This window comes from Vibrio rhodolitus, assembly GCF_003350325.1.
In the GTDB taxonomy this organism is placed as follows: Bacteria; Pseudomonadota; Gammaproteobacteria; order Enterobacterales; family Vibrionaceae; genus Vibrio; species Vibrio rhodolitus.
In genome coordinates this window covers 62,511-84,548 of sequence record NZ_QLYZ01000016.1, presented here as the reverse complement: position 1 = coordinate 84,548, position 22,038 = coordinate 62,511, and the positions used below count along the sequence as shown (strand labels likewise).

Sequence of the window (22,038 nt, the reverse complement as noted above, 5' to 3'; positions counted from 1 at the left end):
CAGAGGGGAAATCATTATGAGCATTTTCGACCATTTCCAAGCACGCTACGAAGCGTCCAAGGATGAGGAGTTATCTTTACAAGATTTCTTAGCACTGTGTAAAGATGACAAGAGCGCTTATGCTAATGCAGCAGAACGCTTATTGATGGCTATTGGAGAGCCTGAGGTGATCGACACCGCTCAGGATCCACGACTAAGCCGCATTTTTTCCAACCGTGTTATTTCACGCTACGAGACTTTCAAAGACTTTTACGGCATGGAAGAAGCGATTGAACAAATCGTTTCCTATCTCAAACATGCTGCGCAAGGTCTAGAAGAACGTAAGCAAATCCTATACTTACTAGGTCCTGTAGGGGGCGGTAAGTCATCGCTAGCAGAAAAGCTCAAGGCATTGATGCAGCAGCAGCCGATTTATGTACTATCTGCCGATGGTGTACGTAGTCCGGTGAACGATCACCCATTCTGTCTGTTTGACATGAACGAGGACGGCGATTTACTCAAGCAAGAATACGGCATCGACAAACGCTACCTACGCTCCATCATGTCACCTTGGGCAGCCAAACGCTTACATGAATTTGGCGGTGATATTTCCAAGTTCAAAGTGGTCAAAGTTCGTCCATCGATTCTCGATCAACTTGCAGTTGCCAAAACCGAACCAGGTGATGAAAACAACCAAGATATTTCATCACTAGTGGGTAAAGTCGATATTCGTATGCTAGAACACTACTCACAAGATGACCCTGATGCATACAGCTACTCTGGTGCATTATGTAAAGCCAACCAAGGCTTGATGGAATTCGTTGAGATGTTCAAGGCGCCAATAAAAGTCTTGCACCCATTGCTGACGGCGACACAAGAAGGTAACTACAACGGTACTGAAGGTCTCTCTGCCCTACCGTTTGACGGTATGATTCTCGCTCACTCAAATGAATCAGAGTGGCAAACCTTCCGTAACAACAAGAACAATGAAGCGTTCCTTGACCGTGTTTACATTGTCAAAGTGCCTTACTGTCTACGCGTTTCTGAAGAAGTAAAAATCTACCAGAAACTGCTGGATCATTCAGAGCTATCAAAAGCGCCGTGCTCACCAAGCACTCTCGATTTATTGGCGCAGTTCAGCATTCTGTCGCGCTTAAAAGAGCCAGAAAATTCGTCCATCTTCTCGAAAATGCGCGTGTATGATGGCGAAACCTTGAAAGATACCGATCCAAAAGCGAAAAGCTACCAAGAGTACCGCGACTATGCTGGTGTTGATGAAGGTATGTCCGGTCTCTCTACCCGCTTCTCGTTTAAGATCCTATCGCGCGTGTTTAACTTTGATCAAAGTGAAGTCGCGGCGAACCCAGTACACCTGTTCTATGTGATTGAGCAGCAAGTGGAGCGTGAACAGTTCCCGCAAGATATCGCTGACAAGTACCTTGAGTTCTTGAAAGGTTATCTAGTACCGCGCTACGTCGAGTTTATCGGCAAAGAAATTCAAACCGCATACTTGGAGTCCTACTCTGAGTACGGACAAAACATCTTTGACCGCTACGTGACTTACGCTGATTTCTGGATTCAAGACCAAGAGTACCGCGATCCAGAAACCGGTCAGCTATTCGATCGCTCTGCACTTAACAATGAGCTAGAGAAAATCGAGAAAACCGCCGGCATTAGCAATCCAAAAGATTTCCGTAATGAGATCGTTAACTTTGTACTGCGTGCCCGCGCCAACAACAATGGTCAAAACCCAGTTTGGACTAGCTATGAGAAATTACGCACCGTTATCGAGAAGAAAATGTTCTCCAACACTGAAGAACTGCTTCCGGTTATCTCTTTCAATGCGAAAACGTCTTCGGAAGATCAGAAGAAACACGACGACTTTGTCGCACGCATGATGGAGAAAGGTTACACCGAGAAACAAGTACGCTTGCTTTCGGAATGGTACCTACGCGTACGTAAATCATCTTAATAGCAGCAGACAAATCTCCTGCTAGCAGGGGATTGCCCATGGAGTACCTACCAGAGCCACACGCTCTGGTAGGAGATTGGATGCGATGAATACAAACACCAAGGGTGTATGTAGCAAATAAGGGGTGACTCATGGCGCAATTTATTGACAGACGACTGAATGGCAAGAACAAAAGTGCCGTCAACAGACAGCGCTTTATTCGTCGCCACAAAGAAAAAATCAAAGAATCGGTGGCTGATGCAGTTAACCGCCGTTCAATTACCAACACCGAAACCGGTGAAGACGTTTCTATTCCGCACAAAGACATTAGCGAGCCAATTTTTCATCAAGGTCAAGGCGGGGTGAAAGAGCGCGTTCATCCGGGTAACGATCAATTTATCCAAGGCGACAAAATTGAACGCCCGAAAGGTGGCGGCGGCGGTGGAGGCACCGGAGAGGGTGACGCGAGCCCAGATGGCGAAGGTCAAGATGAGTTTGTGTTCCAGATTTCCAAAGATGAATATCTGGATATTCTGTTCGAAGATTTGGCACTTCCCAATTTAGACAAAACCCAAATTAACAAGATCACCGAATGGAAAACACACCGGGCTGGTTATCAGACGGCGGGTAACCCAGCCAATATAGCGATTGTTAAATCACTTCAGCAATCTCTCGCCCGACGCACCGCTATGACAGCGGGCAAACGCCGCATGATGCATGAATTGGAAGAAGAGCTTAACCGCATTCAAAACCAAGAACCGGCACAGTTGATTGAAGAGCGTCGCCTCAAAGAAGAGATCGCATCACTGCGCAAAAAAATCGATAGTGTACCCTTTATCGATACCTTCGATTTGCGCTTTAAAAACTACGAACGCCGCCCTATTCCTTCCAGCCAAGCTGTGATGTTTTGCTTAATGGATGTCTCAGGCTCGATGGATCAAGCTACCAAAGATATCGCCAAACGTTTTTACGTGTTGCTCTATCTGTTCTTAACTCGCACGTATGAAAACGTCGAAGTGGTGTTTATTCGCCACCATACTCAAGCGAAAGAAGTCGACGAACATGAGTTTTTCTATTCACAAGAGACAGGCGGTACCATTGTTTCTAGTGCGCTTAAATTGATGAATGAAATCGTCTCTGACCGATACCCTGTAGGTCAGTGGAATATTTATGCGGCACAAGCCTCCGATGGCGATAACTGGGCTGATGACTCTCCACGCTGCAGAGATTTGCTGCAAGAAGGTCTACTGCCTAAATGCCAATATTACTCCTATATCGAGATCACCCGACGTTCTCACCAAACCTTGTGGCATGAGTACGAGAAACTGGAGAACTCTTTCTCTAACTTTGCCATGAAGAATATTCGTAGCGTTGATGACATCTTCCCTGTGTTCAGGGAGCTGTTTAAAAAAGAAAACGCTTAGGGAGGCTCCATGACAACAAAATCAACTACAAAGAAAAGCGATAAACTGTTGCCTGATGGTCCTGACTGGACGTTTGGTTTGCTAGAACGCTATCACGTTGAAATTAAGCGCGTTGCCGAGCACTACAAACTCGATACCTATCCTAACCAAATCGAGGTGATTACCTCTGAGCAAATGATGGATGCCTATTCGAGTATCGGTATGCCAATCAACTACAATCATTGGTCATTTGGCAAGAAGTTCATCCAGACAGAGCAAGGCTATAAACATGGTCAAATGGGGCTTGCCTACGAGATTGTGATTAACTCCAATCCCTGTATTGCCTACCTGATGGAAGAAAACACAGTTACTATGCAGGCGTTGGTAATGGCGCATGCCTGTTATGGGCATAACTCCTTCTTTAAAGGTAATTACCTCTTCCAAGCCTGGACCGACGCGGGTTCAATCATCGATTATCTATTATTCGCCAAAAAATACATTGCCGAGTGTGAAGAAAAATATGGTGTCTCAGAAGTCGAAGAACTGCTCGACTCTTGCCATGCACTGATGAACTATGGCGTAGATCGTTACAAACGCCCTGAAAAAATCTCTATTGCCGAGGAGAAAAGCCGCCAAGAAGAGCGTGAAGCCTATTTGCAATCTCAGGTAAACGACTTGTGGCGCACTGTACCAAAAACTGCAGATAAAGAAGAATGTGAAAAAGTGCGCTTCCCAACAGAGCCGCAAGAGAACATTCTCTACTTTATTGAAAAACATGCGCCACTGCTTGAGTCTTGGCAGCGCGAGATCGTGCGCATTGTGCGCAAGGTCAGCCAATATTTCTATCCGCAAAAGCAGACACAAGTGATGAATGAGGGCTGGGCAACATTCTGGCACTACACGATTTTGAATCATCTCTATGATGAGGGCGTAGTCTCAGAGCGCTTTATCCTAGAATTCTTGCATAGTCACACTAGCGTGGTAGCACAGCCCGCCTATAACAGCCCTTACTTTAGTGGCATCAACCCGTACGCACTGGGTTTTGCGATGTTTCGTGATATTCGCCGCATCTGCGAAGAGCCGACTGATGAGGATAAAGAGTGGTTCCCAGAGCTCGCTGGCAGCGATTGGTTAGAAGCGGTGCACTTTGCGATGCACAACTTTAAAGACGAGAGTTTTATTAGTCAGTACTTATCACCAAAACTGATCCGTGACTTTAAGCTATTCTCCATCGTCGATGATGATCGCAAAAACTATATTGAGGTGAGTCATATCCATGATGATATGGGCTATAAGGCCATTCGTGAGAAGCTCGCTGCGCAGTATAACCTCAGCAACTTAGAGCCCAATATCCAGGTGTTTAATGTTGATGTACGTGGGGATCGCTCAATGACACTGCAATATGTGCCGCATGATCGCATTCCACTTCATGAAGGATACAATGAGGTGCTCAAACATCTTTACCGTTTGTGGGGCTTTGATGTCATTCTGGAGGAAGTAAAAGAATCCGGTCGACGTGAGATTATTGGTACCTGTCCGCAGCGCAATAACTACGATTCAGGTATCTAGCTAAGCATCCCATCAAACGCTCAGAATAGATTAAAGGTTCATCCCCGCTCTCTGGTGATGAACCTTTTTTATTGCTTATTTTAAATCGCCATAACGCTCAAGATAGAGCACCGTTGCCGCGGTGCGAGATGGCACCACCAGCTTTTTCAGTAAACTCTTCATATGCACTTTTACCGTCGACTCTGAAATAAATAAATTGTCAGCAATCTGCTTATTTCTCAACCCCTTGGCAACTTGCCTTAAGATCTGCATCTCGCGGTCTGTCAGGGCATCAAACACATCGTCTTGCGTTTCACGCTCTGCCAAATATTGCGCTACTTCTTTGCTGTAAGCTTTATCGCCTTTAAGGCTATTTTTTAGTACCTCAATCAACTCATCTGGCTCGGTATCTTTAAGCAGATAACCATCAGCGCCTGCTTTAACTAACGCGTCAATATCCGCAGCGCTATCAGACACAGTCAAAATGACGATATTCGCATCGCAGTTGTCCGCACGTAAGGCATTGAGAGTATCAAGTCCCGACATACCCTTCATGTTCAAATCGAGCAGGATCAAGTCTGGCTCAACTTCGTGGTTTTTGGCTACCGCTTCAGCCCCAGAGGAAGCCTCAGCAATCACTTCAAATTCATCTTCAAAGCTCAGCAACTGGCTTAATCCTCGACGCATCAACGGGTGATCATCGACCAGCATTACTCTACATTGTGTCAAAGTCGTTATCCTTTATTCTTGGATATTTTAGTTCTATTTCGCAGCCTTGTTGGCTAGCGGTTTTAATCGTTAGTTGACCATTTAAGCGACTGGCGCGCTCATGCATGATCGACAAACCATAGTGGTTAATCTTGCTTTCTTGGCTTTCAATACCGACTCCGTCATCAACCACTTTGATCGTGACATCATCATTACTCTCGGTACAAAAGATCTCGATTTTGGTCGCATCGGCATGTTTGATTGCATTAATGGTCGCCTCGCGGATCAGCTGTAACAAATGCACTTGTTCATGGGCATCGAGCTCCAATGATGAAAGCTGATTGGTCAGCACAATATTTGCCTCGGTTTGTTCCTGAAGCTGAGCTAGCATTTCTTTTAGCGAGGTATCAAAGTTACCTTCTTTAATCGATAATCTAAAGGTAGTTAATAACTCTCGCAGTTGAGTGTATGCACCTGACAAAGCGGAATCTAAATCACTGACAATCGCGTTGGATTTATCAAGTTCTGAACTTTGCTCAAGTTTTTTCATCATCCGTTTCAGCAGCGATACTTGGATTTTCAAATAAGACAGTGATTGTGCCAATGAATCATGTAACTCACGAGCAATCGTCGCGCGCTCTTCCAACAACAATAATTGCTCAGATTGACGCTGCGCTTGGTTATAGTAAACCGCTCGGGAAAGAATGCGCACAAAGTTATCAATTAAGTCTTGATCTGGACAAGGCAGGTACCAATTCCAGTACAGAGTACCTAACTCTTGACCATCCAGTGTCAGCGTTCGACTCGACGAGGTCTGCTCGTCCAACTCACCTTTGGTGAGCACCATCGGTTTTTCAGCACCCGCGCCAATTTCGAGTTTGACGGCACTTACCCCCTCAATACTCACTATTTGCTGCAAGATCGCCGCAAAGTTATCCGGAGTAATCCTCGATGCTGTGAGCTCACTGGAGGACTTGTACAGCACTTGTAAAGACTGATTGGCATGCTGCAACTTGTGAGTCTTCTCGTTCACGGCCTTTTCTAAGCCATGGTACAGTTTGCCTAACTCTTTAGCCGTATTGTTAAACGTTCGAGTGAGAATCCCCATCTCATTATCACTGACCACATTCAACTCAACATCAAAAGAGCGTGATTTAATTTGCTCACTCGCCACCACCAGCGCTCTCAATGGATGAACGATCTCACGGCGGACGAACAGCACTACAAACAAGCTGGTAACGAGTATTCCACCTAAGCCAACGACCCCAACCCAAGCTAGCTCTACCAACTTCTTCTCGGAAAAACCTTGCAGCTTAAACACAAAAGCATCGATTTGAGAAACAAACGAAGGAACTAGCAACAAGTACTGCGAGCGCTGTTCGCTGATCAGCACTTCTTTAAGCTCGTGCCAACGCATAATCAATTGGTAGTAGTCCTGCGTAATATCCTCTGGCACATCCCAGTTTTGCAGCGCTTTCATCGACGGAGAATAGATTGAACGCTCAAATAAGAAAATATGTGAAGAAAAATCACTGGATTGCGATTGAATGTCGTGTGCGAGTCGATAGCTTTGCATACGCATTGAGCCTGCCACGTTGAGCGCTTCAGCGTCATTTAAACTCGAAGCCAACAACACAAACGCGTAGCCGATCGTCGCCACTGAAAGCAGCACAATTAATGACAATGCCTTCGCAATCGTTCCCGTTACCGACTTTTTAATACTTTTTAACAACCGAACCTCGAATGGTTAAAACCATTTGTGACAAATTATCTTTGTTTTGAATTTTAGCGCCAACGCCAATATGTGATCAAACCCAATCGAATTAGTTGATCTAAAACAAACTCCCTCCCTAAATACCCCCTTGGAGGTATTTATACAAATATGACAAATCCTACAATTTAATTATTGATAAATGAAAGGTTGTTAATGGCAATGGTCATTTAATACAACCCACGTTGTGGATTCTCTTTAATGGTCGATCTTTCAAGAAGGCGTCTTTTCACCCGCAAAGCAGCGCAAGACGATTCTGTACGCTTGCCGTGGTTAACGACGCCTGAAAGATTTACTGACCTCTGTACTCAGTGCGGCGAGTGCCTGAAAGCCTGCGAAACCAACATTATTGTCAAAGGTGATGGTGGCTTCCCGCAAGTTGACTTCACCATTGATGAATGCACCTTTTGCTATCAATGTGCTGATGCCTGTCCTGAATCGTTGTTTAAAAGCCAACAAGAGACGCCTTGGCAAGCAAAAGCAGCTATCAATCAACAATGTCTTGCACAACAGAATGTTGAGTGTCGTTCATGTGGAGAAATGTGCGACAGCATGGCGATCCAGTTTCGCTTAGAAGTTGGGCGAGTCGCCCAGCCAAACCTCGACACAACTCTGTGTAATGGTTGCGGCGCGTGTGTCGCCGTCTGCCCGACTTCATCTATCAATGTGAGCAATCAAGTCGCGTAACGCGCCGAAAAAAGAGAGCAGCTAATGCCCCGAAATGAAGTTCATATATCAAGTTTGATTGTCCACGTCGTGCCCGAGCACCTAGAGAGCGTGAAGAGTCAAATCGAACAATTTGATACTGCCGAAATCTTCGGTGACAGCCCAGAGGGCAAAATTGTCGTTGTTTTGGAAACCCAAAGCGAAGGCTTTATTACCGACGTTATCGAGAAAATAAATAACTTAGCGCATGTCGTCAGCACGGTAATGGTTTATCACCAAATCGAGCGAGACCTAGACGATGACCAAGCAAACACTGGATCACAACATTCCCAAGTAGAGGGTGAAGTATGAAAATGACAAGACGTGCGTTTGTGAAAGCAAACGCAGCGGCATCAGCAGCAGCGGTCGCTGGTATCACACTACCAGCTTCAGCGACCAACCTGATTGCCAGCTCAGACCAAACTAAAATCACTTGGGACAAGGCGCCTTGTCGTTTTTGTGGTACCGGCTGTTCCGTTCTAGTTGGTACGCAAAATGGTAAAGTCGTTGCGACACAGGGTGATCCTGAAGCGCCGGTTAACAAAGGCCTAAACTGTATTAAAGGCTACTTCCTGTCGAAGATTATGTACGGTCACGATCGTCTCACTCAGCCTCTGCTGCGTATGAAAGATGGTAAGTACGACAAAGACGGAGAGTTCACTCCTGTATCATGGGATGTGGCATTCGATACGATGGCAGAGAAGTGGAAAGCCTCGCTAGAGAAGAAAGGTCCAACGAGTGTTGGTATGTTTGGTTCAGGTCAATGGACCGTAATGGAAGGCTACGCAGCATCAAAACTTATGAAAGCGGGTTTTCGTTCAAACAACATTGACCCTAACGCACGCCACTGTATGGCTTCAGCGGTTGTGGGCTTTATGCGCGCTTTCGGTATTGATGAGCCAATGGGCTGCTACGATGACTTCGAAAATGCCGATGCTTTCGTCCTTTGGGGCTCAAACATGGCAGAGATGCACCCTGTTTTGTGGACGCGTATTGCAGACCGCCGTTTAAGCCATCCACATGTGAAAGTAAACGTATTGTCGACCTACTATCACCGCTCGTTTGAACTGGCAGATCACGGTTACATTTTCACACCACAATCTGATCTTGCTATTGCTAACTTTATTGCCAACTACATCATCGAAAACGATGCAGTAAATTGGGACTTTGTTAACAAGCACACCAACTTCACTCAAGCCGACGTCGATATCGGCTACGGCTTACGTGATGATAATCCACTGCAAGTGAAGGCGAAAAATGCAAACTCAGGCAAGCTAACTAGCATTTCATTTGAAGAATACAAAGCGTCGGTTGCGCCATACACTGTGGAGAAAGCATCGGAGCTATCTGGTGTCGAACCAGAAAAACTAATTGAACTGGCTAAGCAGTACGCCGATCCAAACACTAAAGTGATGTCACTTTGGACCATGGGTATGAACCAGCATACACGTGGCGTATGGATGAACAACTTGGTTTACAACATTCACTTATTGACCGGCAAAATCGCCACTCCAGGTAACAGTCCATTCTCGCTGACAGGTCAACCATCGGCGTGCGGTACTGCTCGTGAAGTGGGTACTTTTGCACACCGTCTACCTGCAGATATGGTGGTAGCAAATCCAAAACACCGTGAAATCACAGAAAAAATTTGGAAACTGCCAGAGGGTACGATTCCACCAAAACCAGGCTTCCACGCGGTACTGCAAGATCGCATGCTGCATGATGGCGTACTGAACTGTTACTGGGTGCAATGTAATAACAACCTGCAAGCGGGTCCAAATATTAACGAAGAGCGTCTGCCAGGTTACCGCAACCCGGACAACTTTATCGTTGTATCCGATCCTTACCCAACCGCGACTGCGCAAGCTGCTGACTTAATCCTACCGACTGCGATGTGGATTGAAAAAGAAGGTGCCTACGGTAACGCAGAGCGTCGCACACAAGCGTGGTACCAACAAGTAGAAACCGTTGGCGAAGCGAAATCAGATTTATGGCAGCTAATGGAGTTTTCTAAACGCTTCAAGATTGAAGAAGTGTGGCCGGAAGAACTATTAGCCAAAGCACCTGAATTACGTGGCAAAACGATGTTCGACGTACTGTACCGCAACGGTAACGTAGACAAATTCCCAGTAGAAGAAGCGCGAGATCTTAATGACGATGCGCACCACTTTGGCTTCTATGTGCAAAAAGGTCTGTTCGAAGAATACGCTACCTTTGGTCGTGGTCATGGTCATGACCTAGCCCCTTACGATGTTTACCACACCGTACGTGGTCTACGTTGGCCTGTGGTTGATGGTAAAGAAACCATGTGGCGCTTTAAAGAAGGGTCAGACCCATACGCGAAAGTAGGTTCTGGCTGGGACTTCTACGGTAACAAAGATGGTAAAGCGAAGATCATTTCAGCGCCTTACGAAGCGCCACCAGAAGTGCCTGATAGCGAGTTCGACATGTGGCTATGTACCGGTCGTGTTCTCGAACACTGGCATACCGGCACCATGACTCGTCGCGTACCAGAACTGTACAAAGCGGTTCCTGATGCGGTGTGTTACATGCACCCAGATGATGCAAAAGCGCGTAACGTTCGCCGCGGCGAAGAAGTATTGCTGTCAAACAAACGTGGCGAAGTACGTGTACGCGTTGAAACGCGCGGTCGTAACAAGCCACCGCAAGGGCTAGTTTTCGTTCCGTTCTTCGATGCGCGAATTCTGATCAACAAGCTGATCTTAGATGCGACTGACCCGCTGTCTAAACAGACTGACTTTAAGAAGTGTCCGGTCAAGATCACTAAGATCGTTTAACACAATACTTGGTCGCGCCCAGCGCGACCACAATCAGAATTTAGCCACACGGCGGAGAAGTTAAAATGAAAAAACTAATGCTTGCCCTATTCGCAATTGGCGCCGTCATCAGCGGCAGCGTTTTTGCTGAATTAGACAATCCTGGTGGCACAGGAGGACTGGAATCACTGCGCGGTGCAACCTTATTGGAGGACACTCGTCCAGCAGACCAATTCAAAGATTATCCTAAAGAGCATTCGGTCGACAGCAGCTATGTGTATCAGCCACCATTGATCCCACATGCGATTCGTAATTACGAAGTATCACTCAATGCCAATAAATGTCTGGCTTGCCATAGCTGGAAAAATGCTAAAGAGATGGGTGCGACTAAGATTAGCGTAACTCACTATGTTAACCGCGAAGACGCAGTTTTAGCGGATATGTCCCCACGACGTTACTTCTGCTTGCAGTGCCACGTACCTCAAACTGAGGCGGCACCACTAGTAGACAATGATTTCGAACGTGTTCAATCGCTCAAGTAGACAGAACACTAAGTTAACGAGGTTAATCTATGAAATTATTAAAAGCGTTTTGGAAGCGACTAACTCGCCCAAGTAAAGCTGCTGTTGGGGTGGTGTTATTTATGGGCTTTGCTGGTGGTCTTCTATTCTGGGGCGCATTCAACACGGGTATGGAAGCAACCAACACCGAAGAGTTCTGCTCTGGGTGCCATGCGCCAATCGTGGAAGAAATCAAACCAACCATTCACTACTCTAACCGCTCAGGTGTGCGTGCAATCTGTTCTGACTGTCACGTACCCCATGAATGGACAGATAAGATTGTGCGTAAAGTGCAGGCATCTAAAGAGCTATTTGCCCACTACGTGCTTAAAACCATCGATACTCCGGAGAAGTTTGCTGAACGTCGCGGTCATTTAGCGGAACGAGAATGGGCGCGAATGAAGAAGAATGACTCGTTAGAGTGTCGTAATTGTCACGAATTCGAGTACATGGATTTTTCTGAGCAAGGTTCACGTGGCGCGAAACAACACTCTACCGCGTTAGCCAACGGCGAGAAGACCTGTATCGACTGTCACAAAGGCATCTCACACCATCTTCCTGACATGGAAGGTGTCGAAGGCTGGCAATAGAAGGAGCGCGTAATGAGTACACTTGAATCAGTGATTTGGCACATTCTCGGTTATAGCGCCATGCCTGTAATTATTCTGTCAGGCTTTGCTGTGGTTGCCGCCATCTGCATCTGGATCCTTTCGATGGGGAAAGATAAGGAGCTAGAGTAATACCTGACGAAGTAGTCGACTGACTTCGATTGGTATATGCCTATCTACTCTAGTTACTAAAAAGCCAGCCTAAATCATTAGGCTGGCTTTTTTTCTATCGGTTAATCGTGCTGATTAATGACCAAGAATCGCGCGAACTGCTTCTAGATCTTCCGGCGTATCAACACCAGCAGCTGGTGCTTCGCTCGCAACTGCCACATGGATCTTTTCACCATACCAAAGTACGCGTAGCTGCTCTAAACACTCAATCTTCTCTAGAGCACTTGGCTCCCAGTTAATGTAAGTATTAATAAAGCCAGCGCGGTAAGCGTAAATACCGATATGGCGCAGTAGAGGCTGGGCAATGGTGTTGTTATTAGCAAAGTTATCGCGATCCCATGGAATCGTCGCTCGGCTAAAGTACATCGCATAACCATCTTTATCGGTCAGTACTTTCACTGCATTCGGGTTAAATACTTCCGCTTCATCACTGATTTCAACGGCCAGTGTTGCCATCGGTGCTTGGCTATTAGCTAAGTTGTCAGCCACTTGTGCAATGATTGACGGTGGAATCAGCGGCTCGTCGCCTTGCACGTTAACGATAATGTGGTCATCAGCAATACCCATCACTTTGACCACTTCCGCCAAACGCTCAGTACCCGATTCATGGTTTGGTGAGGTCATGCAAACCTGCGCGCCAAATGATTTTGCAGCTTGTTCGACACGCTCATCATCGGTAGCGATAATGACATTATCCGCACCAGCTTGAATCGCTTGCTCATAAACCCATTGAATCATAGGTTTGCCCGCGATATCAGCCAGTGGTTTACCCGGCAAACGAGTTGACTGGTAACGAGCTGGGATAACAACCGTAAACGACATTATCTGCCCTCATCCATGCTCATAGTGCGCGCTTCTGGTTCAAGCAGCACTGGAATACCTTCTTTAATTGGATAAGCAAGGCGGTCTGCCTTACAAATCAGCTCTTGTTTATCTTTGTCATAAGTCAGTTTGCTTTTGCACACTGGGCACGCAACGATTTCAAGCAGACGGTGATCCATAATGTTCCTTTGTTTGTTTAATTCGTTCTAAGATACGTTGTTCATCTTGCGCACAAAATGACGCCGACACTGGCAAGTACCACCAGTTATCTTCTGCATAATCTGCACATTTCACCGCATCTTTTTCTGTCATAATAAGGTGTGTACCACGAGCGGCAAGTTCTGCCAATTGTGATACTGCAAAATCTTGGTGGTCGGCAAACCCTTGGCTGTAAACCAAATCGGCACCGAGATGCTCTAAGGTATTAAAAAACCGCGGCGGATGACCAATTCCAGCCATTGCCACCAATCCTTTTAATTGGCTTACTGGCATTTGCTCACCGGATTTCAAATTTACTGCCAAACTTGGTTGCAACGTCATCGCGACTTCATTTTCCAAGGCTTGTCCGCCGTTGGTAATAATAAAATCGACCTCAGCCAAACGTTCCACGCCTTCGCGAAGTGGCCCCATTGGGATAAGTTGCTGATTACCGAAACGGCGCTTACCATCCACTACCGCAAATTCAATGTCGCGTTCTAATGCGTAGTGCTGCAAACCATCATCGGTAATGATGATATCAACGCCCAAAGGAAGCAACGCCTGTACTGCATTCGCTCGTACTGGGTCGACGGCTACTGGCGCATTGGTGCGTTTATAAATCAGCTTAGGCTCATCACCACAATGGGCTGTCGAAGTTTCAGTCCCAACAACTAATGGGTAGCTCGGCGCTTTGGCGCCATAGCCACGTGACACAACGCCGGGCTTGTAACCTAACTCTTGTAGCTTCTCCACCAGCCAGATAACCACTGGCGTTTTACCATTACCACCTGCGGTAATATTACCCACTACGATAACTGGCACAGGTGCGCGGTAGGCACTTTTTTTGCCCTGCTGGTAACTGGCTCGACGAGAGCGGCTAATCTGACCGAACAACTTGCTTAGTGGCCACAACAGCGGCCACAGCAGGTATTTTAATGGATGATTTTCAAACCAGATTTTTTCAATCACAGCTTAAGCACCAAATTGGATACGGTGTAATTGAGAGTACGCACCATCAGGTAGTGCGATAAGCTCTTGGTGGTTACCACGCTCGATAATCTCACCTTCATCCACCACAAGGATTTGGTCCGCTTTCTCAATAGTCGACAAGCGGTGTGCAATCACAAGTACAGTTTTGTCTTTTTGTAGCTCATCCAGTGCGGCTTGAATCGCTTTCTCTGACTCAGTATCAAGCGCAGAAGTCGCCTCATCCAAAATCAGCACTGGTGCATCACGCAGTAATGCACGCGCAATGGCGATACGTTGACGTTGACCACCCGACAGGCTCGCACCGTTTTCACCGATCATGGTATCTAAACCATCATCCATCTTCTCAATGAAATCCATCGCATGAGCAAGACGCGCTGCGCGCTCAATTTGCTCTCGGCTGTACTTCTCTGTCGCTGCGTAAGCGATGTTATTGGCAATCGTATCGTTAAACAGATGAACGTTCTGCGATACCAATGCAAAGTGACTACGCAAGTTTGCTAAGGTGTAATCGCGCACATCGTGACCATCTAAACAAATCGAGCCAGAGTCGACGTCGTAGAAGCGGTTGAATAGATTAGCAATCGTACTCTTACCTGAACCAGAACGACCTACCAAAGCCAATGTTTTACCTTGTGGAATGGTAAACGACACATTGCGCAGCGCTGGTTTTTCTTTACCGTCATAAGTGAAGGTCACATCTTTAACTTCAACTTCACCACGGATGCTATCGGTAGCAAATTTGCCGTTATCTTGCTCAGTTTCTAGATCCATCAAAGCAAACAAGGTTTGGCTTGCTGCCATACCGCGCTGGAAATCTGAGGTTACGTTAGTCAGCGCTTTTAGTGGACGCATCAAACCAAACATCGCTGAGAACACTACGGTAAATGTACCTGGAGTTAGGGTTTCACGAATTGAATCGACACTTGCGAGAAATAGCACGGTCACCAAAGCAACTGATGCAATCAGCTGAATCACTGGGTTAGCAATTGCTTGCGCCGCGACTAGCTTCATTGATTGCTGACGCATGCGGTTGCTGACTGATTCAAAACGAACACGCTCAACATCTTGACCGCCGTAGCTTAAAACAACCTTATGACCTTTGAGCATTTGCTCTGCCGATGAGGTAACGTGCCCCATCGCATCTTGCATGCTTTTTGATACTTTTCTAAAACGCTTAGAAACAAAGCTGATTGCCCACGCAACAACAGGCGCAACAACAATCAGAACCAAAGATAGCTCCCAACTGTTCCAGAACATTAGGGTCAATAAACCAATAATGCTGGCACCTTCACGCACAATGCTGACTAGCGCACGGCTCGTTGCGCCCGCAACTTGCTCTGAATCGTAAGTAATACGCGATAGCAAGCCACCGGTTGATTCTTTATCAAAGTAAGCCACTGGCATATGCATAAATTGGTTAAAGATGCTGCGACGCATCTCCATCACCACATTGCCGGAGACCCAACTTAGGCAGTAGGTCGATACAAACCCGCTTAAACCACGGACGATCATCATGCCAAAAATAATTAGAGGTAAAATACGGAGAAAATTGGATTCTGCGTTACCGAAACCCTCATCAAGTAACGGTTTTAACAGCGATACCATGTAGGTATCTGCGATAGCATTAATTACAAGCGCAACAACTGCCACGGCTAAACCTAATTTGTATACACGAATGTAGACCCATAAACGTTTAAAGGTTTGCCACGTAGTTTCATCTTGATCAAGAGACATAGAATTGCTTTATTCTTTTTTACAATATTCTTTCTATTCTACTCGCTTACGCAGCATCTGCCTATACCAAGCCTTGCCTTTAGTCGCTCTTAGACCTGCAACCGCTAATTTGTTTGCAGGCATGCCTGTATCAAATGTCACTGAGATTTGTCCATCATTGCCGGTATCCATCCAATTTGCGCCTTGCGTTAAATAGCGCTGTTTAACCTCTGCATTGGGCAACGACCAGCGCCCTTGAAATGCGTTTGAGGCGATAGCGAGATGTGGGTCTACGGCACGTACAAAGCGCGCCATTGAGGAAGTCGCACTACCATGATGAGGAACAAGCACCACCGAAGCACTAAGTTGTTGAGGCTCTCTTGTCAGCGTCCATTCGGCGATGACTTCGATATCTCCGGTTAGTAGCAGACTCTGCTGGTAACTTGCTTCTACCCTCACCACACAAGAGTGAGGATTGTAAGCACGCTCAACCAACTGCGGAGGCCAAAGTGCAACAAACGTTAATTCTTGCCACTGCCAACTCTGCCCTTTAACGCAAGGCTGGCGGGCAATATCTGGTAATTCCTCAGTTTGACTTGCAAACAGCTTTGCGCGCGGAAACTCTGACATCAAGCTAGCTAAACCACCAGCGTGGTCGTTGTCGAAATGACTGATAATCACTTGCTCAAGCATCAAGCCATTGGCACGCAGAAACGGGATCACGACCAACGATACATAATCGCCACTCCCCCAACTTGCGCCGGTATCAAAAAGCGTTGCCTTGCCATTGCGCTCGATAACAGCTGCCAGCCCATGACCAACATCAAGCACATGTAAACGCCACTTATTTTGCTCTGGCAAGAACAACATTGAAAGTGACATTAAGATCGAACAGTTGAGCAATAAAACAAAACGAGGCGAGAGACCGCGTCGGCATAGCCACACAATAACGACACAAAGTAACCACCACGCACTGCTTGCCGAAATTGGCAGCCACAGTGATTCACTAAAAGGCAATACCTTTGCCAATGGCACTAAACTCAGACTTGCCAGCTCAAACAGTGCTGCACTTAAACTCGGGGTGATAACGAGCAAAGCCACAGCTGTGAGGATTAAGGGAATAACCCAGAAACTAAACCAAGGCACAAAAATTAGGTTATACGCAACACTGACAAGCCCAATCCCATGAAAAGTCAGCGCAACAACTGGAGTCATCAGTAACACCAGTCCAATCTGTAAGCCAAGGAGCTGTTTGAGTTTGCTGTAACTCTTTTTACCCTGATAAGTAGAAAAAAGCCCAAGTAAAATAAACACCAAGGCAACCGCAATGACAGAGAGCCAAAAGCTATTTGAGTAAACGGCAAAGGGATCGAACAAAAGTAACGCAGAGACCATTAAAAGCCACTTATACCGGTAGCTGGTATGGATAGCGAAGAGGCGCAGCAATAGCAAAATTGAAATGAGTATCAGCGCACGTTGGGTCGTTAAGCTAAACCCTGCCAACCATGCGTAGCCCGCAGCACAAGCAAAGCCAACCAATAAAGGCAAAAGAGCCAGCTTGAACCTCAGGCGAATAAGCAGAAAACCAAGCCAATAACCAAACCCAAATGCAATCCCAACGTGAAGCCCCGATATCGCCACCAAATGACTTAAGCCACTGGTTTGTAGCTGATGCTGCCGTGCTTGCTCAAGATGTCCTCGCTCACCAAAACCAAGTGCTAAAATCAGCCCCTGAAAAGCGGAGGAATGAGTTAAACTTACCGCGCGAGAATAAAGTTCCTGACGCAGCGAATAGGCGCTTCTGACTCGATAAAATGAGCTAGTCTTTACTACCACACTCCCGACAATTCGACGCCCTATCGCACTCTTTTCTCGGTCAATACCGACTTGATTAAGAACACCAATAATTGGCTTTAATTTCACTTGTGCCGTTATCTTATCTCCTAGTCTTAGGGGCTGAGGCGAGGTCAGGTAGACTCGCGGGCGCGAAAAATAATCTATTTCGTGACCATTAATTGATCTAATTATCGCTATCCCTTGAAAGCCATGAGTTATTGGTTTAAAAAGGCTGCCAACTTCGGCATTTATGGTAAGATCCGAACCGGCGCTGAACAGGGTGTTCATTTGGTGGTGGATTAAATTGCCTCTCACTGTAATTACAAGCAGTGCAACAATTAACCCACATCCCCATCTTAGCCATCTAAACTTTAAACAAAGCAAGAGCCAAATCAGGCATGGAACTGACCAAAACCACTTCGGCAACGCTACCCAGTGGGGAGTGGTTATGATGAGTATTGCGAACGACGACAACGTCCAATAATTTACAAAGAGAGTCATATTCCCTTATGCCAAGAAAATTTATCAAACGCTTTATGCCTGACCACGAAGTGATAAAACGTCAGAAGGCATTAAAGGTTTTTGGCAACGTGCTTTACAACCCAAACCTATGGTGTCTAAATCGACGCTCTGCTGCTGGTGCATTCGCGGTAGGTTTGTTTATGGCCTTTGTTCCGTTACCAAGCCAAATGATCATGTCTGCAGGTCTGGCTATCTTATGTGGTGTAAACCTGCCACTTTCTGTTGCACTGGTCTGGGTATCCAACCCGATCACTATGCCTGTGCTGTTCTATTTTGCTTATAAGATTGGCGCTTGGGTGATGCACGTACCACCGCAACCATTTCATTTTGAACTCTCGTGGGACTTTATCCTGCATCAAATGAGCACTATCGGTCCCCCATTTCTGCTGGGCTGTATGATTTGTGGTGTCACATCAGCAATGCTGGGTTACTTCGGTATCAAAGGGCTATGGCGCTACTCCGTAGTGCGCAGTTGGCAGCAACGCCGTTCGCGCTTCTCACGATAAGCGCTTCGTCTAACCGTCGCCAATTACGATGGTTAACTTGACCAATCGCTCAGAAATCAGCGCAATCGCTTTGATCAACAAGCATTAAAAAAGGACCTTGCGGTCCTTTTTTGTTTTCCAAAATGTATTTGCTATTTCGCACTTAGCACAGCAGCTGGGTTAAGCTGACTCGCTCGTGAAGCAGGGTACCAAGTAGCCAGTAAACTCAAGATAATCGCCGTCAACGACACCAAAGCGACATCCTCGACTAAAACTTGCGATGGCAAAAAGTCAACGAAGTAGATATCACCAGATAGGAATTGATGGTCAAGCAACTGCTCTAGCCCTTTGATTAAGCTTGTGAGGTTAAGCGCAACTGCAACGCCTAATACGCTCCCAACCACACTGCCCAGCACGCCTGAGAAGACGCCTTGCCAAACAAATATCCGTTTTATCAAGCCATCGGTTGCCCCCATGGTACGTAAAATCGCAATCTCTGCCGCGCGGTCTTTCACTGCCATCATCAAGGTCGAGACAATATTAAAGCTCGCCACCCCAATAACTAATACCATGACTAAATACATAATCGTGCGAACTAACTGAATATCGCGATGCAAAAAGCCGTACTTCTGCTGCCAACTGCGCAGATAAACATACTCATTGAGCGTGTTGCCCGCCTCTCGCACAATGTTACGAGCATTGAGCACATCCGTCACCTTTACCGCTACGCCAGTCACTCGATCGCCAATACGTGCATAATTTTGCGCATCTTGCAGCGGCACAAGGGCTAAGCTGTGGTCTATTTGCCCATTTAGTTTCAGCAAACCGGCGACTTGGACTCGCACTCGACGTGGCGTTTGCACCTGGCTAGTGCTGCCGGTCGATGGGATCATCAAGGTTAAAAAGTCACCTTTTTTCACCTTCAATAGATCTGCGACCCCTTGCCCCAAAATAAGTTGCTTCTCACCCGCACGAAAGTTTTGCCAACTGTCACCCTCGATAAAGTCCGCCAAATGAGAAATGCTCGATTCCATCGCGGGATCGACACCTTTCACTTCAATGGCTTTCAGTTGCTGCCCTTTTTCTGCCAGCGCCGTCAACTTAATGTAAGGCGCTGCCGCTTCGATCTGTGGGTGCTTGTCGAGTTGGTCGATCATTCCATGCCAGTTTTCAATCGGACCGCGCACACCTTCAAATTCACCGTGAGCAATCACTGACAGCACTCGGTTTTTCAACTCACGTTCAAAGCCATTCATAGCGGACAAACCGATAATGATCACTGCAACACCGACCGCAATGCCGAGTGTTGAAGAAAGTGAGATAAACGAAACCATCTTGTTGCGCTGCTTAGCGCGACTAAATCGACCGCCGATAAATAGCGATAGTGAAGAAAACACTAAGCTCCCTCCACATTCACAAGTAGACCATCTTGCATGTGTAGCTGGCGATCCATCTTGGAGGCCAGTTCACCATCATGAGTTACCACCAAAAATGCTGTGCCCGACTCACGATTAAGCTCACGCATCAAATCATAAATCGCCAGTGCGGTTTTGTGGTCCAAGTTACCGGTAGGTTCATCAGCCAACACAAGATCTGGGCTATTGACCAAAGCACGAGCAATCGCGACACGTTGGCGCTCGCCACCAGATAACTCAGATGGACGGTGGTCAACACGATGCGACAAGCCGACCTTGTCGAGCAACGCCTGCGCTTTTTGCTTCGCTTCCGCAACCTTCATGCCCCCGATTAACAGCGGCATTGCCACATTTTCCAATGCGCTAAAATCCGCCAATAAGTGATGAAATTGGTAAACAAAACCAAGATGACGATTGCGTAACTTCGCTTGTTTGTTGGAGCTTAGTTGCGCCAAGTTTTGTCCAAGAAAAGTAACGTGACCTGAGGTGGCATCATCTAATGCGCCAAGCACATGCAACAGTGTACTTTTACCTGAGCCTGATGTGCCGATAATCGACACTAACTCGCCACGTTTTAGCTCGAAGCTGACGCCTTTTAATACTTGAGTATCCAGTGCTCCCTCATGGTAGGTTTTGGTTACATCATGACACTGTAGTAGATCACTCATATCTTAATGCCTCAGCAGGTTTTACAGACGATGCTCGATAAGAAGGAAACAGAGTTGCAAGTAGACTGAGCATCACAGCCAACGTAATCACAACTAGAATTTGCACCGGGTTAATCACGACAGGTAAAGAACCACCGACAGAAAACAGCGCAATGCCAGCAGCTTCAAGCAAGCTATTTAGATTGCTAGCAAGCAGCACACCGAGCCCGCCACCAATTAGCGCGCCGACGATGCCACTACTGGCACCTTGAACCATAAAAATACTCATTACTTGGCGATCGGTCATGCCTTGCGTCTTAAGAATCGCAACCTCGGCTTGTTTCTCCATCACCACCATAATCAGTGCAGAAATAATATTAAACGCTGCCACACCAACGATAAGCCCTAGCATAAGACCCATCATATTTTTCTCCATGCGCACCGCTTGGAACAGCTCTCCGCGCTGATCACGCCAATCTTGCCACTGCCAACCTTGCGGCAACGGTTGTTGACTCAGATCGGCCACCACAAATGGGTCATCAAAAAACAAACGCCAGCCTGTCATGGTTTGTTGGTTAAAGCGCATCAAGCGCGCCGCATCATCAATGTGAGTCAGCATTAACTGGCCATCAACATCTGAGCCCGTATTGTAGATGCCTGCCACGGTAAAAATTCGTTGGCTTGGAATACGCCCAAGCGGCGTGAACTGGCTAGCACTTGTTACCATCAAGCGCACTTTGTCACCCGGACCAATATCCATTGAGCGCGCAAGAGTGCTGCCGACAAAAACTTGGTATGAACCCGATTTAAGGTTAGACAAGCGGCCCGCTATCACATGTTGCTCGATAGGGTCATGGTCGCTTGGTTTGATCCCCACCAGCAATCCAGCGCTGAGTTGTTTCGCGCTTTGAATAACGGCCTCACTTTGCACAATCGGCTCAGGATGTCCGGCTGTCGACATCTTGGCAATAAATTCTGGCGCACTTTCGCTGCGCGGCGTTTTACCATCAACAGAAGAGACGATAGCTTGCGGCATGACGCCGAGAATTTTGTCTTTCAGCTGAGATTCAAAACCGTTCATAACCGATAAAACGGTGATCAGTGACATCACACCAATCGTAATACCTGCCGTCGACATATAAGAGACAAAGCGACTAAACCTGTCACCGGATCGCCCCCTTAGGTAGCGCAAGCCGATGAAGGTCGACACTGGATGAAACATAATAAAG

General features: G+C 46.7%; 20 protein-coding genes. 10 read left to right on the top strand and 10 right to left on the bottom strand.

Annotation, left to right across the window (positions count from 1 at the left end; genetic code table 11):
- Positions 1-16 precede the first annotated feature (16 nt).
- The 3 genes from DPF93_RS14975 (at position 17) to DPF93_RS14965 (ending at position 4,902) form a co-directional block, all read left to right on the top strand.
- The gene (locus DPF93_RS14975) at positions 17-1,951 is read left to right on the top strand and encodes a PrkA family serine protein kinase (protein WP_114766932.1); all 1,935 of its coding nucleotides are present in this window, start codon (positions 17-19) and stop codon (positions 1,949-1,951) included.
- A 131-nt stretch (positions 1,952-2,082) separates the two neighbouring features.
- On the top strand, positions 2,083-3,354 hold the full coding sequence (locus tag DPF93_RS14970) for a YeaH/YhbH family protein (RefSeq protein WP_114766931.1): 1,272 nt from the start codon (positions 2,083-2,085) through the stop codon (positions 3,352-3,354).
- A gap of 9 nt (positions 3,355-3,363) precedes the next feature.
- Complete coding sequence (locus DPF93_RS14965; protein WP_114766930.1) at positions 3,364-4,902, top strand: SpoVR family protein; 1,539 nt, start codon at positions 3,364-3,366, stop codon at positions 4,900-4,902.
- Between the two features lie 75 nt (positions 4,903-4,977).
- On the opposite strand, the gene DPF93_RS14960 is transcribed toward DPF93_RS14965, so the two are convergent.
- Positions 4,978-5,610, bottom strand: a complete 633-nt coding sequence (locus tag DPF93_RS14960; RefSeq protein WP_114766929.1) for a response regulator — start codon at positions 5,608-5,610, stop codon at positions 4,978-4,980.
- Positions 5,597-7,321: a nitrate/nitrite two-component system sensor histidine kinase NarQ gene (gene narQ, locus DPF93_RS14955; RefSeq protein ID WP_114766928.1), complete on the bottom strand. Its 1,725-nt coding sequence runs from the start codon at positions 7,319-7,321 to the stop codon at positions 5,597-5,599. The genes DPF93_RS14960 and narQ overlap by 14 nt, the downstream gene beginning before the upstream one ends.
- 240 nt (positions 7,322-7,561) lie before the next feature.
- On the opposite strand from narQ, the gene napF reads away from it, so the two are divergent.
- The 6 genes from napF (at position 7,562) to DPF93_RS14925 (ending at position 12,142) form a co-directional block, all read left to right on the top strand.
- Positions 7,562-8,047 carry a ferredoxin-type protein NapF gene (gene napF / locus DPF93_RS14950; RefSeq protein WP_114766927.1) on the top strand — a complete coding sequence of 162 codons (486 nt, stop codon included), beginning with the start codon at positions 7,562-7,564 and terminating at the stop codon, positions 8,045-8,047.
- A 24-nt stretch (positions 8,048-8,071) separates the two neighbouring features.
- Positions 8,072-8,377: a chaperone NapD gene (locus DPF93_RS14945; protein WP_114766926.1), complete on the top strand. Its 306-nt coding sequence runs from the start codon at positions 8,072-8,074 to the stop codon at positions 8,375-8,377.
- Positions 8,374-10,863: a periplasmic nitrate reductase subunit alpha gene (gene napA, locus DPF93_RS14940; protein ID WP_114766925.1), complete on the top strand. Its 2,490-nt coding sequence runs from the start codon at positions 8,374-8,376 to the stop codon at positions 10,861-10,863. Before DPF93_RS14945 ends, napA begins: the two co-directional genes overlap by 4 nt.
- 65 nt (positions 10,864-10,928) lie before the next feature.
- The gene (locus DPF93_RS14935) at positions 10,929-11,384 is read left to right on the top strand and encodes a nitrate reductase cytochrome c-type subunit (RefSeq protein ID WP_114766924.1); all 456 of its coding nucleotides are present in this window, start codon (positions 10,929-10,931) and stop codon (positions 11,382-11,384) included.
- Between the two features lie 29 nt (positions 11,385-11,413).
- Positions 11,414-11,992, top strand: a complete 579-nt coding sequence (locus tag DPF93_RS14930) for a NapC/NirT family cytochrome c (RefSeq protein WP_075648627.1) — start codon at positions 11,414-11,416, stop codon at positions 11,990-11,992.
- A gap of 12 nt (positions 11,993-12,004) precedes the next feature.
- The gene (locus DPF93_RS14925) at positions 12,005-12,142 is read left to right on the top strand and encodes a TIGR02808 family protein (RefSeq protein WP_075648628.1); all 138 of its coding nucleotides are present in this window, start codon (positions 12,005-12,007) and stop codon (positions 12,140-12,142) included.
- A gap of 114 nt (positions 12,143-12,256) precedes the next feature.
- Here the strand turns inward: DPF93_RS14925 and kdsB are convergent, their stop codons facing one another.
- The 5 genes from kdsB to DPF93_RS14900 are packed head-to-tail and all read right to left on the bottom strand — an operon-like array spanning position 12,257 to position 18,028.
- The gene (kdsB, locus tag DPF93_RS14920; RefSeq protein WP_114766923.1) at positions 12,257-13,003 is read right to left on the bottom strand and encodes a 3-deoxy-manno-octulosonate cytidylyltransferase; all 747 of its coding nucleotides are present in this window, start codon (positions 13,001-13,003) and stop codon (positions 12,257-12,259) included.
- Positions 13,003-13,182 carry a Trm112 family protein gene (locus tag DPF93_RS14915; RefSeq protein WP_075648630.1) on the bottom strand — a complete coding sequence of 60 codons (180 nt, stop codon included), beginning with the start codon at positions 13,180-13,182 and terminating at the stop codon, positions 13,003-13,005. The genes kdsB and DPF93_RS14915 overlap by 1 nt, the downstream gene beginning before the upstream one ends.
- A complete protein-coding gene (lpxK, locus tag DPF93_RS14910) occupies positions 13,163-14,170 on the bottom strand; it encodes a tetraacyldisaccharide 4'-kinase (protein ID WP_114766922.1) in 1,008 nt (335 codons plus the stop codon). The genes DPF93_RS14915 and lpxK overlap by 20 nt, the downstream gene beginning before the upstream one ends.
- Positions 14,171-14,173: 3 nt before the next feature.
- Positions 14,174-15,925, bottom strand: a complete 1,752-nt coding sequence (msbA, locus tag DPF93_RS14905) for a lipid A ABC transporter ATP-binding protein/permease MsbA (protein WP_114766921.1) — start codon at positions 15,923-15,925, stop codon at positions 14,174-14,176.
- Between the two features lie 33 nt (positions 15,926-15,958).
- Positions 15,959-18,028 carry a DNA internalization-related competence protein ComEC/Rec2 gene (locus DPF93_RS14900; protein WP_114766920.1) on the bottom strand — a complete coding sequence of 690 codons (2,070 nt, stop codon included), beginning with the start codon at positions 18,026-18,028 and terminating at the stop codon, positions 15,959-15,961.
- A gap of 221 nt (positions 18,029-18,249) precedes the next feature.
- On the opposite strand from DPF93_RS14900, the gene DPF93_RS14895 reads away from it, so the two are divergent.
- Positions 18,250-18,768: a DUF2062 domain-containing protein gene (locus tag DPF93_RS14895; protein ID WP_114766919.1), complete on the top strand. Its 519-nt coding sequence runs from the start codon at positions 18,250-18,252 to the stop codon at positions 18,766-18,768.
- Positions 18,769-18,899: 131 nt separating this feature from the next.
- Here the strand turns inward: DPF93_RS14895 and lolE are convergent, their stop codons facing one another.
- The 3 genes from lolE to lolC are packed head-to-tail and all read right to left on the bottom strand — an operon-like array spanning position 18,900 to position 22,031.
- Positions 18,900-20,144, bottom strand: a complete 1,245-nt coding sequence (gene lolE / locus DPF93_RS14890) for a lipoprotein-releasing ABC transporter permease subunit LolE (protein WP_114766918.1) — start codon at positions 20,142-20,144, stop codon at positions 18,900-18,902.
- Complete coding sequence (gene lolD, locus DPF93_RS14885; RefSeq protein WP_114766917.1) at positions 20,144-20,830, bottom strand: lipoprotein-releasing ABC transporter ATP-binding protein LolD; 687 nt, start codon at positions 20,828-20,830, stop codon at positions 20,144-20,146. Before lolD ends, lolE begins: the two co-directional genes overlap by 1 nt.
- The gene (lolC, locus tag DPF93_RS14880; protein WP_164675375.1) at positions 20,823-22,031 is read right to left on the bottom strand and encodes a lipoprotein-releasing ABC transporter permease subunit LolC; all 1,209 of its coding nucleotides are present in this window, start codon (positions 22,029-22,031) and stop codon (positions 20,823-20,825) included. Before lolC ends, lolD begins: the two co-directional genes overlap by 8 nt.
- Positions 22,032-22,038 lie beyond the last annotated feature (7 nt).

What these genes read in the sequence shown, in the direction of transcription:
- DPF93_RS14975 (WP_114766932.1), top strand. Translation starts at nt 17, where the DNA reads ATGAGCATTTTCGACCATTTCCAAGCACGCTACGAAGCGTCCAAGGAT.
- DPF93_RS14970 (WP_114766931.1), top strand. Translation starts at nt 2,083, where the DNA reads ATGGCGCAATTTATTGACAGACGACTGAATGGCAAGAACAAAAGTGCC.
- DPF93_RS14965 (WP_114766930.1), top strand. Translation starts at nt 3,364, where the DNA reads ATGACAACAAAATCAACTACAAAGAAAAGCGATAAACTGTTGCCTGAT.
- napF (WP_114766927.1), top strand. Translation starts at nt 7,562, where the DNA reads ATGGTCGATCTTTCAAGAAGGCGTCTTTTCACCCGCAAAGCAGCGCAA.
- DPF93_RS14945 (WP_114766926.1), top strand. Translation starts at nt 8,072, where the DNA reads ATGCCCCGAAATGAAGTTCATATATCAAGTTTGATTGTCCACGTCGTG.
- napA (WP_114766925.1), top strand. Translation starts at nt 8,374, where the DNA reads ATGAAAATGACAAGACGTGCGTTTGTGAAAGCAAACGCAGCGGCATCA.
- DPF93_RS14935 (WP_114766924.1), top strand. Translation starts at nt 10,929, where the DNA reads ATGAAAAAACTAATGCTTGCCCTATTCGCAATTGGCGCCGTCATCAGC.
- DPF93_RS14930 (WP_075648627.1), top strand. Translation starts at nt 11,414, where the DNA reads ATGAAATTATTAAAAGCGTTTTGGAAGCGACTAACTCGCCCAAGTAAA.
- DPF93_RS14925 (WP_075648628.1), top strand. Translation starts at nt 12,005, where the DNA reads ATGAGTACACTTGAATCAGTGATTTGGCACATTCTCGGTTATAGCGCC.
- kdsB (WP_114766923.1), bottom strand. Translation starts at nt 13,003, where the DNA reads ATGTCGTTTACGGTTGTTATCCCAGCTCGTTACCAGTCAACTCGTTTG.
- DPF93_RS14915 (WP_075648630.1), bottom strand. Translation starts at nt 13,182, where the DNA reads ATGGATCACCGTCTGCTTGAAATCGTTGCGTGCCCAGTGTGCAAAAGC.
- msbA (WP_114766921.1), bottom strand. Translation starts at nt 15,925, where the DNA reads ATGTCTCTTGATCAAGATGAAACTACGTGGCAAACCTTTAAACGTTTA.
- DPF93_RS14900 (WP_114766920.1), bottom strand. Translation starts at nt 18,028, where the DNA reads ATGAACACCCTGTTCAGCGCCGGTTCGGATCTTACCATAAATGCCGAA.
- DPF93_RS14895 (WP_114766919.1), top strand. Translation starts at nt 18,250, where the DNA reads ATGCCAAGAAAATTTATCAAACGCTTTATGCCTGACCACGAAGTGATA.
- lolD (WP_114766917.1), bottom strand. Translation starts at nt 20,830, where the DNA reads ATGAGTGATCTACTACAGTGTCATGATGTAACCAAAACCTACCATGAG.
- lolC (WP_164675375.1), bottom strand. Translation starts at nt 22,031, where the DNA reads ATGTTTCATCCAGTGTCGACCTTCATCGGCTTGCGCTACCTAAGGGGG.